General features: G+C 40.7%; 9 protein-coding genes. 2 read left to right on the top strand and 7 right to left on the bottom strand.

Going from position 1 to position 13,308, the window contains the following annotated elements:
• Positions 1 to 149: 149 nt before the first annotated feature.
• On the top strand, positions 150 to 281 hold the full coding sequence (locus MTP24_RS18550) for a hypothetical protein (RefSeq protein ID WP_243534050.1): 132 nt from the start codon (positions 150 to 152) through the stop codon (positions 279 to 281).
• Between the two features lie 167 nt (positions 282 to 448).
• Here the strand turns inward: MTP24_RS18550 and MTP24_RS18545 are convergent, their stop codons facing one another.
• From MTP24_RS18545 to MTP24_RS18525, 5 genes are all read right to left on the bottom strand, one after another.
• On the bottom strand, positions 449 to 2,704 hold the full coding sequence (locus MTP24_RS18545; RefSeq protein WP_243534047.1) for an acyl-CoA dehydrogenase: 2,256 nt from the start codon (positions 2,702 to 2,704) through the stop codon (positions 449 to 451).
• 472 nt (positions 2,705 to 3,176) lie between these two features.
• The gene (locus MTP24_RS18540) at positions 3,177 to 4,205 is read right to left on the bottom strand and encodes a zinc-binding dehydrogenase (protein WP_010556710.1); all 1,029 of its coding nucleotides are present in this window, start codon (positions 4,203 to 4,205) and stop codon (positions 3,177 to 3,179) included.
• 9 nt (positions 4,206 to 4,214) lie between these two features.
• Positions 4,215 to 5,627, bottom strand: coding sequence for a TolC family protein (locus MTP24_RS18535; RefSeq protein WP_243534045.1), 1,413 nt, complete (start codon positions 5,625 to 5,627; stop codon positions 4,215 to 4,217).
• Positions 5,620 to 8,772: a multidrug efflux RND transporter permease subunit gene (locus MTP24_RS18530; protein ID WP_008127493.1), complete on the bottom strand. Its 3,153-nt coding sequence runs from the start codon at positions 8,770 to 8,772 to the stop codon at positions 5,620 to 5,622. Before MTP24_RS18530 ends, MTP24_RS18535 begins: the two co-directional genes overlap by 8 nt.
• A 10-nt stretch (positions 8,773 to 8,782) precedes the next feature.
• Positions 8,783 to 9,952, bottom strand: coding sequence for an efflux RND transporter periplasmic adaptor subunit (locus MTP24_RS18525; protein WP_243534043.1), 1,170 nt, complete (start codon positions 9,950 to 9,952; stop codon positions 8,783 to 8,785).
• Between the two features lie 120 nt (positions 9,953 to 10,072).
• Between MTP24_RS18525 and MTP24_RS18520 the strand changes: the two genes are divergently transcribed.
• Positions 10,073 to 11,011 carry a LysR family transcriptional regulator gene (locus MTP24_RS18520; protein ID WP_033025041.1) on the top strand — a complete coding sequence of 313 codons (939 nt, stop codon included), beginning with the start codon at positions 10,073 to 10,075 and terminating at the stop codon, positions 11,009 to 11,011.
• Here the strand turns inward: MTP24_RS18520 and MTP24_RS18515 are convergent.
• Together MTP24_RS18515 and moaA are read right to left on the bottom strand one after the other, a co-directional pair.
• Positions 11,008 to 12,042 carry a diguanylate cyclase gene (locus MTP24_RS18515; protein WP_243534041.1) on the bottom strand — a complete coding sequence of 345 codons (1,035 nt, stop codon included), beginning with the start codon at positions 12,040 to 12,042 and terminating at the stop codon, positions 11,008 to 11,010. The two genes, MTP24_RS18520 and MTP24_RS18515, sit on opposite strands and share 4 nt — an antisense overlap.
• Positions 12,043 to 12,147: 105 nt before the next feature.
• Positions 12,148 to 13,119 (bottom strand): GTP 3',8-cyclase MoaA, encoded by a 972-nt coding sequence (moaA, locus tag MTP24_RS18510; RefSeq protein ID WP_243534038.1) that lies wholly within the window; start codon positions 13,117 to 13,119, stop codon positions 12,148 to 12,150.
• Between the last annotated feature and the right edge of the window lie 189 nt (positions 13,120 to 13,308).

Raw genomic sequence — 13,308 nt, 5'->3', positions numbered from 1 at the left:
GACGAATTGAAAATAAAAACTTGCTCTGCGTATTTAAATTACATTGCGGACTATATGCTCACTCGACAGTATTCATTAATAACTATTGATGCTTATTTGAGTTGGGTCCAAACTTTATTCACTTTCACAACAAACGCCACCCAAGCTCAATGGGAAATTCAGAAGTCGAAGCGTTTTTAGACCATATTCTATTAAAACGTAACATGTCAGCTAAAACACAAGCTGCTAATGGAGTTGTTAGCCTTTTTCAAGATTATGAGCGTCTCTTTCTAATCCTCTAGCGTTACATATTCGCTTTAAGACCAATATCGCTATCTATTGCTACTTTAAAAACACATAAAAAAGCCCCGTTTGGTTTTAATCAAACGGGGCTCCACACTAATTATTGACTCAAGAATAAAAGCGCCGATTTTGCTGGCGCTTTGCATCATTGAATTAGCTTTGTAGCTTACTGGTTAACCACACTTTTAAGTGGGTTAACTGGTTGTGCGTTGTCATCTAATATGTTCATATCAAAATCGAACTCATCAACACGAATCGCTTTTTCACGTTTCTTGTTGTAATCAATTAACTGAGCAAACTCAGCATCTGTAATTACGTTTGCAGCAAGTGCGTTTTCAAGCGTAATGCTAAAACGAGCACCTGGCTTGATGGTTCTTGCACGTAATGCTTTTTTAACTTTCGCAAGTTCAGCTAGTGATGCAATTTTAGCTTTATAAGCTTGCTCGTTAATATGATGACCGTCGCCTTCAATAGGCTTAACTAAATGCGTTATTTGCGCTTTAAAGGCTGTATCAAGCTGTGCTTGTTCAGCTAATTCGCGGATTAAATCATCGCTGATTTTTGGCATTTTAGTTGAGTAGTTCATTGTAACGAAACGAATAAACTTACTAGTACCACTTGCAGGGAAGTTATCTAAGAACTTGTGCAATGCTTCTTCTGCGCTTTGTAGTGCAAAACGAGTTGCATAATGGAAGTAAGGTGCTGCTTGCTCGCGCTCGCTGCTCGCCACTTTTTGCTCGTAGTATTTAATTGATGCCATAGCTGCATATAAGAAGCTCATTACATCGCCTAAACGTGCTGATAGCATTTCTGCTTGCTTTAATTTACCGCCAAGTACTAACAACGAGAAGTCAGCGTATACTGCAAGTTTTGCAGATAATTTGTGAACTGCTTTTTCGTAGTCACGTACTTCTGGTAATGCTGAGCTTGCGCCAGCTGTAAATGGTAATACACCTAAACGGAATGCACGTAAGCTGTTTGCTGTACTGTAACCAATTGTTTTACGTAAAATACCGTTAAATTCTGCATCAGCGCCTTTGTCGTCGCTGTGGATTGATTCAACCATAGATTGTAAGTATGGGTGACAACGCATAACACCTTGACCAAATATCATCAGGTTACGAGTAAGGATGTTTGCGCCTTCTACAGTAATTGCAATAGGTTGTGCAACGTAGCCACTTGCTAGTGTATTTTGTGGACCGTTTTGAATCGCTTTACCGGCTTGAATATCCATCGCCGAGTCTAATACGTCGCGACCAAGTTCAGTCATGTGGTATTTAGCAATTGCCGTTACTACCGATGGTTTTAAGCCCATGCCTAAACCTTCAGTTGTAAGTACACGCATTGCTTCTTGAAGGTATGTTTTACCCGCAATGTCAGCAAGCTTTTCTTGAATACCTTCAAACTGACCGATTGATAGGCCAAACTGCTCTCGTACTGCTGCGTATTCAGATGCAGATTTAAGTGCAACTTGCGCTGTACTTACACCTAGCGCGGGTAGTGAAATACCACGGCCAGCACCTAAACAGCTAACCAGCATTTGCCAACCACGGCCGATGTTTTTCTGACCACCAATAACAAAATCCATTGGTACAAATACTTTGTTACCACGTGTAGTACCGTTGTAAAAACGGATACCCATTGGATCGTGGCGATTACCAAGTTCTACACCTGGGTGCTCTTTTGGAATTAAGGCACACGTGATACCTAGGTTTTCTTTACCGCCTAATAAACCGTCTGGGTCAACTACTTTAAATGCTAAACCAAGAACCGTTGCGATTGGTGCAAGTGTGATATAACGCTTGTCCCATGTAATTTCTAGGCCAAGAACTTCTTCGCCGTTGTGCATGCCTTTGGTTACTTTACCAACGTCTGGAATGCCGCCGGCATCAGAACCCGCTTCAGGGCTCGTTAGGGCAAAACATGGGATGTCTGTGCCGTTTGCTAAGCGTGGTAAGTAATGCGCTTGTTGCTCTTGCGTACCGAAGTGAAGAAGTAATTCACCCGGACCTAATGAGTTAGGTACCATTACCGTTACTGCTACTGCAGAACTTTTAGTCGCAATTGTGCCAACAATTGTTGAGTTTGCGTAAGGGCTAAACTCTAATCCACCAAATGACTTAGGAATGATAAGCGAGAAGAAACGTTCTTTTTTCAAAAACTCTAAAATGTCATTCGGTAAGTGAATGCCATTTTGAATTACTGAATCGTCAATCATGCCTAGTAGCTCTTGTACAGGGCCGTCAAGGAATGCTTGTTCGTCAGCTGTTAGTGTAGCTGCTGGTACATCGCGTAATGCACTGAAATCAGGCTTACCTTGATAGATAGAACCTTCAAGCCAAACATCACCCGCGTCTAGCGCTTCTTGCTCAGTGATAGAAATACTTGGTAAAACTTTTTTTAACTTTTTACGTAAACTCATGATTGAACTCATCCGACCAGATAAATAATACCTACATTACGTCATAAAAATCGCTTTAGATCAATTACTCTATTCAATTAATTAACAGTTTTTTCAATTTATTTTCTTTACTCGAACGTAAACTGTTGAAACACAAAGGCTTACACCTGTACGCTGAAAATGATAAATTTTTTAAGATTGATTGATAAAACGCCGTGCAAAGGCACCAAAAAGCAAATAATCTGCAAAGCGGGTAATGAATTAGGGTGTTTTTTTAAATACAGACTGTTTTAATTTTTAAATTTAAGCCTGATTTATTGTATTGAACAGGGTAAGTTGACACGTTAAATACGTGATTTATGGCCACTCAAGTTGTTTAAAATGCTTTTGCTTATTAGTGTAAATGTATAAAAAATAATAAGTGAATGACACCTAAAAAAGGCATAAAAAAGCGCAGCTTAAACAGGCTGCGTTTTGTATTAATCAGAGTTTTTTAACAGCCTATTTTTACGACATGCTTGCCTGTAAAACCACCCGCTAGCTGCGTGTTTAAGGCATTAGATACCGCGTTTGCGTTAAACTCAACAGGCGTTAAGGTCGGTGCTTTAATATCACCATTGGTGGCGCCTTCGAGTAATAAATTACCCATAAAGCTCAAGCGTTGCTGCGCACATAAACTATTAGCGAGCCATGCACCACCAAGCGACACAACACTTATATTTGGCGCGCGCCGGTACATTAGATCTTGTTCAAAACAAGGTAATGGATTTAAACACGCTATTTTTCCGCAAAAACGCATGAGTTCGATATTACGCGCTGTCGACTCACCACCCACGGTATCGATTACTGCATCGAACCCTTGCGGCCCTAGCTCTCTACGAATTTTTTCACACAACTTTTTATCGTTGTAGTCAAACACAACATCCGCACCAAGCTGTTTAACGAGTTTATGGTTTTTCTTAGAGGCTGTTGCAAATACATCAGCGCCACGCTGTTTAGCGTACTGAATAGCAAACTGCCCCACAGCACCTGCTCCACCTTCAATAAAAACAGTTTGACCTTCGGTGATACTAATTTTATCTAAGCTAATTAGTGCTGCCATTCCGGCGCAAGGCAGCACAGCAGCAACCGCTGGGTTTAACTCTTGCGGTACAATAGACACTGCAAAATTAGGCACTTTTGTGTATTCACTCAGTACCCCTTGCCCACCTACGTTGGCGTGCCACATGACTCGCTCGCCAACATTAGGAAAAATCCCTTTACTTGCTTTTACTACAACACCTACCGCATCAAGCCCCAAAATATGAGGGTACTGCCACTGACAAAAACCTGATTTTGCAAAATGCCCATCAACGGGGTTTAAACCAACATATTCTACTTTTATCAGTAGCTCGTTATCTGAACACTCAGGAACAGGTAACTCAATGTCAGCTAAATTTATTTGATCATTCGGTTTTTCCAATACAATGGCACGCATTGTATGCGGTATAGTATTTTGCGTTAAAATATCAGTATCAGACATCGTTAAACTCTACTTATTTGTGTTACTTAGTGCATAGCTCCATTGCCCATTAAATGATTGGTACGCATTGACCTTAGCAAGTAACGATAAAATGGTTGTTTCAACTGCATTTTCTTGTGCTATTAAAACATCCTGCCGCGCATCTAACAACTCTAGATAAGGGATTTGGCCTTCTTCATACATGGCTTCTGCTTGTAAAAAGGCTTTATTAGCAAAGTCATAGCGTTCATCTGCAAAACGTTTTTGCTGTGCCTGATTAACTAACCCCTGCAACGAAAGCTCACTTTCACTAAGTGCTTTAAGCACCACGTTTTGATAATCGCTGTAAGCGGCTTCACTTAAAAACTGTTGTGCGTCTCGTTGTGCTAAAAGAGCAGGATAGCTTAAGATTGACCATTGCAACTTAGGCGCAATTTGCCATTGCTGCTGTGTATCGCTAAAGCCATTACTACCTAGACTTAACACACCTGCAAAGCCACTTAGGCTTACATCAGGTAGTAAAGCTTTACTGGCTGCCACACTTAAACTATTGGCTTGGCTAAAGTCATAAATTGCACGGCTAATATCTGGCCTCAGTGCAATAGCAGCATTTGGCTTACTAAGTGTTACGTCAAATTTATTGCGTAACACACTCAGTTCATTTGTTAATTCAATATTTTGAGTTAAACGCCCTGTAAGAACAGCAAGCGTTGATAAATCACTGTACTTTGCAAACTCAATGGCAGGAATTAACGCTTGTTGCTGGCGTAATTGCGCTAGGGTGCGGTTTAAATCAAGCTCACTTGCAACACCTTCATCAACTCGCGCTTGTAACACATCAATACTTTGCTCAAGCGCTTGTATTTGTAAGCTAATAATGCGCTGTTTTTCAGCATTGCCTTGATAGCTAACAAACCCTTTAACAACCGCTGAAACAACTTCAATTTGGAGTAAACGAACTTGCTCTGCTTGGCTCATAGCCGATGCATTTGCGGCATCAACTAAAGCAGTCACTCGGCCAAATAAATCAAGCTGCCAATTAAGTGCAAAATTAGCACTTGATTGGCGTGAGTTTGTATCTCCTAAGCCGCTTCTTTGAGCGCCTACCTCAACACCACCTTGCGGTAAATATTGTGCTTTTTGCTCGCCCAGCCTAGCTAATGCACTTTTTAGTACAAGCTGACTTGTTTTTAGGTCGTAGTTTTTAGCGAGTGCATCTGATACTAATTGGTTTAGCTGCTCAGACTTAAGCGCGTGCCACCAGCTAGTTTCATCTGCACCACTTAGTTGGTCTGCAACTGCAGCACTGGCAACAAATTCGTTAATTGTTTTTTGCTCGTCAAGCACGTCAACCTTACTTGCACAACCAGATATGAGCGTGACCATTAATACAGAAGCTACGGTTAACTGTGTTTTAAACCGCTTTGCTATTTTATTAGTCATTTGATAACTCCTGTGTGTTACCTTTTTTCTTTACAACAAGCATGTAAAACACCGGGGTAAACAATAAACCAAACACGGTTACACCAATCATCCCAGAGAACACGGCATTACCCATTGCATGGCGCATTTCAGCCCCTGCACCCGTTGCAAGTACAAGTGGTATAACACCCGCTGTAAAGGCGATTGATGTCATAAGTATTGGGCGTAAACGCATACGACATGCCGCTAATATTGCATCAATATGCGATAAGCCTGTATCGTTTTTATCTTTTGCAAATTCAACCATTAATATCGCATTTTTAGAGGCCAAGGCCACCAGCACAATAAGCGCTATTTGCGTAAATATATTGTTGTCTGAACCCACAAACCAAACACCAAGTAATGCTGAAAATATCGTCATTGGAACAATTAAAATAATTGCCAGTGGTAAGCGTAAGCTTTCATATTGTGCAGCCAATACCATAAACACCAGTAACACAACTAATGGGAACACATACACCATAGTGTTGCCTGCTAATACTTGTTGGTACGTTACTTCAGTCCATTCGTACTCAATACCACTGGGTAAGTTGTCGGCCAAAATAGCCTCAATTGCTAGTTGAGCTTGGTCAGAACTAAAACCAGGTGCAGGGCTGCCGTTAAGCTCTGCGCTTGGGTAACCGTTATAGTGCATTACACGATCTGGACCAATTGTTGGCGTAACCGTTAGGATTGAGCCTAATGGCACCATGTTACCTTCACGGTTTCTTACTTTGAGGTTAAGAATTTGATCAGGGTCTAGGCGATAATCAGCATCAGCTTGCGCATTTACTTGGTACGTTCTGCCAAACATATTAAAGTCGTTTACATACACAGAACCCAAGTATATTTGTAAAGCATTAAACACTTCGTCAAGCGGAATGCCTTGAATTAACGCTTGTTCACGGTCAATATCAATATCCATTTGTGGAACTTGAATTCTAAAGCTTGAGTAAAGCCCCATTAATGCTGGATCTTGTTGCGCTTTACCAATCACTGTTTGTAGGCTATTAAATAACGCTTCAAAACCTTTGTTTGCTCTGTCTTCAATTTGAAGTTTAAAGCCACCTGTAGTACCTAAACCTTGAATTGGCGGCGGCGGAAATACTGCCACAAACGCTTCGTCAATTGCTGCAAACCGTTGATTTAACTGCGCGGCTATAGCCATGGCCGATTTACTCGGATCGGTTCTATCTTCAAATGCATCTAACGGAGTAAACACAATCCCGCTGTTAGGGCTGTTAGTAAAGCCATTTACTGATAAACCTGGAAACGCAACCGTATTAGCAACACCTGGTACTTCAAGTGCAATTTGCTGCATTTGTCTAAGAACATCTTCAGTACGGTCAAGGCTTGCTGCATCAGGTAGTTGTGCAATGGCAACTAAGTACTGTTTGTCTTGTTGTGGAATAAACCCACCAGGTACTGCATCAAACAGCTTAATGGTTCCACCAACTAGGGCAACATAACCGATCATTACAATAAAGCTCATACGAATTAGTTTTTTAACTAATTTTTCGTAGCCTTTGGCGCCTCGGTCAAATACACGGTTAAAAGGTTTAAATAACCAGCGGCCAAATAATTTATTTAACAAACGTGTGAATGCATCTGGCTTAGTATCGTGAGACTTTAACAACAGTGCCGCTAAGGCTGGCGACAGCGTTAACGAGTTAATTGCTGAAATCACCGTTGAAATAGTAATTGTTAAGGCAAATTGCTTATAAAATTGCCCTGACAGTCCGGTAATAAATGCCGTAGGAATAAACACAGCACACAATACGAGTGCAATGGCAATAATTGGCCCTGTTACTTCGCTCATAGCAACACGTGTTGCCTCAAGCGGCGATAACCCTTGTTCAATGTTACGCTCAACATTTTCAACTACAACTATGGCGTCATCCACCACAATACCAATGGCAAGTACTAAACCAAACAGCGACAAGGTGTTAATAGATACGCCTAACCACTGCATTACCGCAAATGTACCAATGAGTGAAATAGGCACCGCAATAAGTGGAATAATAGATGCACGCCATGTTTGTAAAAACACAATGACAACAATCACTACTAGTACAATAGCTTCAAGCAACGTGGCAATTACAGCATCAATAGAGCCACGAACAAATACAGTCGGGTCATAAACTATGTCGTATTCTACACCTTCAGGGAAGTCTTTTGATAAACGCGCCATGGTTTCGCGTACTTGGTCCGAAAGCTCAATTGCATTAGACCCTGGGCGTTGAAATATAGGCATTGCAAGTGCAGGTTGTGAGTCAAGCTCAGCACGCAAAGAATAGCTGTCTTGGCCAAGCTCTACGCGGGCAATATCAGTAAGGCGTGTTATTTGGCCTTCATCACCCACTTTAATAATTACTTGTTCAAACTCTTCAATACTGTTTAAACGCCCTTTTACATTTAACAGAACTTGAAATTGACTGTCGTTAGAAACCGGCTGTGCACCCAAGCTACCTGCTGCTACTTGTTGGTTTTGTGAACGAAGTGCTGTTATTACATCTGTTGCGGTTAGCTCGCGTGCTGCTAGCGCATCTGGGTTTAACCATACACGCATGGCATATTTACCTGCGCCAAATAAACGCAAGTCACCCACACCCGGTAAACGTGCTATTTCGTCTTTAATATATAGGTCGGCATAGTTAGACAAATAAGCGGTATCGTGCGATTTTTCTGGTGAGTACAAGTGCACCACCATGGTTAAATCGGGTGATGATTTTTCAGCCACCACACCTAAACGTTGCACCTCTTCAGGTAAACGTGGCAAGGCGCTGTTTACACGGTTTTGTACTTGTACTTGGGCGCGGTCTAAATCAGTACCTAGTGCAAATGTAACCGTCAGCGTCATACGACCATCACTGGTTGCTTGAGAAAACATATACAGCATGTTTTCTGTACCATTAATTTCTTGCTCTAACGGCGTTGCTACCGTTTGCGCTATTACCGTTGGGTTAGCTCCTGGGTAGCTTGCTGTTACAACCACGGTAGGAGGCACGACTTCTGGGTATTCACTTACTGGCAGTTGGAATAACGAAATACCACCGGCAATTAATATAACCAAAGACAGCATGGCCGCAAAAATGGGTCGCTGTATAAAAAAGTGTGAAAATTTCATCTAAAAAACCTTATTGCTTTGCGACTAAGCTTGAATCGTCATTGTTCATGGTGAACGCAACATCACTGCTATCAATGGTTACTTTGTTCGGTGCCACAGGCATACCTGGTCCAACACGAGCAGGGCCATTTACGGCTATTACATCGCCCTCTGAAAGACCTGAGGTGATGGCACGAAGAGAGCCATAACGCTCACCCACTGTAACTAATTTGTACTGCAGCACATTGTTTTCACCCACAGTCAAAACAAAGCGGTTTTTTAAATCAGTTCCTATTGCTCTGTCTGGCACAATTATTTGCTCTGTCACTGAATTAGCAGCAAGCTTAATACGCGCAAACGACCCTGCACGTAATTGGCTGTTATCCTGATCAAATACAGCACGCACACGCAGCGTACCTGTTGATGAGTTAATTTGATTATCAATAAAGTTTATGTACCCTTTGTAAGCAAAATCGCGTTCGCCTACTTTTTGCATTACAACGGCTTGGCGACTTTTTGAGGTCACGTTACTAAAATCGCTATTCCAAGTGCGTTCGTCCACATCAAAATAGGCGTACATTTTTTCATTAGAAACAATGCTTGTAAGAACGCTTTGCCCTGCAATGATGTTGTTACCTTTCGTGATATTGGCACGCGAGATCACACCGTCGATAGGTGACACAATGGCTGTAAATTCTAAATCAAGTTCAGCTGATGTTAGCTGTGCTTGTAATGCAGCAAGTTGTGCTTCGCGTTGGCGTAATACAGAAGTACGTGATTCTGCTTGCTCAGTTGAAATTGCTTTACGTTCAGTTAAACGTTCAGCGCGTTTAGCTTCGCTTTTTGCTTGCTCGAGCGCAGCTTGTGCACTGTTAACTTGGGCTTTTAAACTAGCAACAACCGCCGCAAACGGACGGTCATCAAGCTTAAATAATACATCGCCTTTTTTAACAAGGTCGCCTTCATTAAACGTAATTTGTTCTATAACACCAGATACTCGTGGCATAAGTGCAACTTCTTGCGGAGACTCTAAGCGAGTTGTGTAGGTGTGCCAGCTTTGTACTGGTTTAACAAGTACGTTAGCAACATCTATGGGTTGAATCAATTGTGCTTGAGCCGAAGGCGGTGTACTTTCATCAGCACAACCAGCAAGTGTTAAAAATGCGCCTGCAAATGCAGCAGCGATAAGGTGTTTTTTCATGAAGACGCTCCTTTAATTGATTAAGAACGCATACTACGGGTTATACCTGCGGACAAAAACCATAGATTTTTAAATTCATTAATGCCAAAATGGCATCAATAGTATTGTTTTGGTGGTTATATGGATACGACAAGTCGGCTTTTAATGTTGCTTGAAGTGGTTGAGCAAGGCTCTTTTGCTAAAGCTGCCGAATTACGTAATATCGATCGCTCTGTGATCTCTAAACAAATTAGTCGTTTAGAAGATGAGCTAGGGGTTAGATTGCTAAACCGCACTACTCGCTCATTTTCACTCACTGCCGCTGGTGCAGAAATGATAAAAAAAGCCGGTGAGCTCAGAGAGCTGCTTGGTGAAACCGTGCGCATGGCAGAAAACTACCACTTAGAGCCTCGTGGCGTCCTCAAAATTACTTCATCAACACTCATTGGTAGGCGCTACTTACAACCAGTACTTAATGACTTTCAAAAGCGCTTTCCTCAGGTTGAAGTTGAATTAAGGCTTGATGACAGATTAGTAGATATTGTATCTGAAGGGTTCGATTTAGCATTTCGTATTGGTGAGCCAAAAGATTCATCACTCATCGCAAGAAAAATTGCACGTAATCGCTTATTAATTGTTGCCGCCCCCGAGTTTATCAGCACGTATGGTATGCCATCCTCCATGGAAGAACTAGCAGATTTGCCTGCGGCAAGTTATGCGAGCAACTCGATGAGAGTTGAAACAGTTGACTATTACAACAGCTCGGGTGAGCCATGTGAGCAAAAGATAAAAAGTGTGTATCGCGCCAACGATGCTGAAGCACTGCTAATGAAGGCCATATCTGGCACCGCTTATTTTGTAGCACCGGCATTTATAATCGGTGACGAAATTACTGAGGGTAAATTAATTCCTATATTAACGGATGTAAAGTTAATGGATTACAGTGCTATGTATGCTGTTTATCCGCACAGAGATTTACCTGTACGTACACGGTTATTTTTTGATGCAGTGCGCGAATATTTAGGAAAAGATAAACCAATTTGGGAACGCGGCATCCCAAACTTTGAAAAAATGTATTAAGCAGGTACTTCTATTTGCTTTAATTGCTCTTTTGAACTTGCATATACTTTATTTCGACCTAAGCGTTTTGCTTTGTAAAGCTGTTTATCAGCTGCAATGAAAATAGATTCAAGCGAGGGGTTAGCTTGATAGTCAGCTACACCAATACTGATAGTAAGTTTAATTGCATGCCCCTCAATATTAAACGGTGTTTTTTCAACAGTTTCTCTTAACTTTTCAGCTGCAAATAAGGCTTCGTCTTTGCTATTAAAAGAATGAATAACGGCAAACTCCTCACCGCCAACCCTAAACACGTACCCCTTTGCTAAGGTTATTCTTAAAAGCGTTGCAATTTCAGTAAGTACTTTATCGCCTACATCATGGCCAAATTTGTCATTTATTTGTTTGAAGTAATCTAAGTCGAGTAAAAATAAATAGGTATTTGTTTTATCAACCAGCTCTACTTCAAAATAGTGGTTCATTGATAACCGGTTACCTGCGCCAGTTAATGGATCAAGTAGTGCTAGGTTTTTTAAACGTTTAGATGAAAGCGCGCGGCTTCCCTCAAAAATATGCGAAACAGTCCAAATACTGACATAGGCCAATAGTAAGTTAATCGCCATATTTAAATTTACTATAGGATCAGGCGAAGATTTACTTAATAAAATCAGTGATTGAATAAAGAGGACAGTACCTGAGAAGAAAATTCCGTATCGCTTTCCCATTAATAAGTAACACAATACAGGCAAAGCGAATGACCATACAAATAAGCCATATTTAGGTTCTGATATATAATTGGCGTACAAAACTATAATACAAACCAATACACACATTACAACAGACTGCCAAAACCGCAATGCATGCTTACTTAAATGATGAATGGTATACAAGCAATAAATTGAAAAACAGAGCTCTAAAAAGCCGAGCAAATAGACACCACTGAATACGTTTAATGCGCTAAAAAATAATGAGACAGAACCAAAAAACAAACACATCCATATAAGAACGTGCTTTCTTAATGCTTTAGTACTATTTAGAGCGGTGATATCCATTCAATTAACTCAATAACGTCGAACTAAGGGATTATTCTACCCTGTAATAAATATATAACAAGTGTAATCGAGTGTTATTGCACCACATTGTGGCATTTTTAACCGCTAACCACCCAGCATTGAAAGGTTAGTTGTTACACCTGTTTCGCCCTGATGTAGCAAATGAGTTGGCTTTTTAGTTTTAATATAACGAGATAACTGATCTATAAGTGCTTGGTTTGAGTTTTCGTTCATGTACTCTCGTAATGAAATACCTTGCTCTGAAAACAAACAAAGGTGTAATTTACCCAAAGAAGACACTCTCAGCCTGTTACATGTGTTACAAAAGTCGTTACTGTAAGGCATTATTAAGCCAATACGCCCTTGGTAATCAGGGTGGTAAAACTCCTGAGCAGGACCGTCTGTAATGCTTCTAATGACAGGTTGCCACCCCGCTGCACGTAATCGTGCTTTAATTGATTGACCCGACACGTGATTTTTATCAAAAAATGCCTTATTGTCGTTAGTTTGCATTAGTTCAATAAAGCGCATAGTGACTGGACGATGCTTTAAATACGCTAAAAATGTGTCGAGCTCTTGACCATTATATTGCTTCATTAACACGCTGTTTATTTTTACCGATTCAATACCACTTTCTAACGCTTCGTCTATGCCTTTCATCACGGTATTAAATTTATCGTGACCGGTAATAGTATTAAACATTCTTGGATCAAGTGTATCAATACTCACATTAATCGCATTAAGCCCTGCATCTACCCAATTGTTAATGTGCTTATGCATTGAAAAACCGTTTGTTGTAGCAGCTATTTTTGTAATGCCCGGTGTATCTTTTGCCACACGAATAACATCTATGAAATCTTTTCTAAGGGTGGGTTCACCGCCAGTAATACGTAGCTTGGTAATACCATGATGCGCAAAAGCACTAATAGTATTACTGATTTCATTCAGTGAAAGGAATTCTCTGTCATGGTCACATTGGTAGCCATCGGGTAAACAATAAACACATTTAAAGTTACACACATCGGTAATCGATAAGCGTAAGTAACTAAATTTTCGCCCTGCTGGGTCGATGAGCATAAAAAACCTTCACTTTACTTTGTTTAACTGGGCCTGTGAGTATTACAGGTTATGCTTTTATTATGGTTGTAGGTTAACACACGGAATTTGGCTTTATTAATATAAAATAAAGGCCTTATGTATTTAATCTAATATGAGTCTAATAACTCGCACTGCAAAAGCGTGTAAATTTAAGGTTTACACGCTTTT

The sequence above is a fragment of the Pseudoalteromonas sp. APM04 genome, assembly GCF_022809815.1.
Classification (GTDB): domain Bacteria; phylum Pseudomonadota; class Gammaproteobacteria; order Enterobacterales; family Alteromonadaceae; genus Pseudoalteromonas; species Pseudoalteromonas marina.
This window is presented reverse-complemented; position numbering and strand designations above follow the sequence as displayed.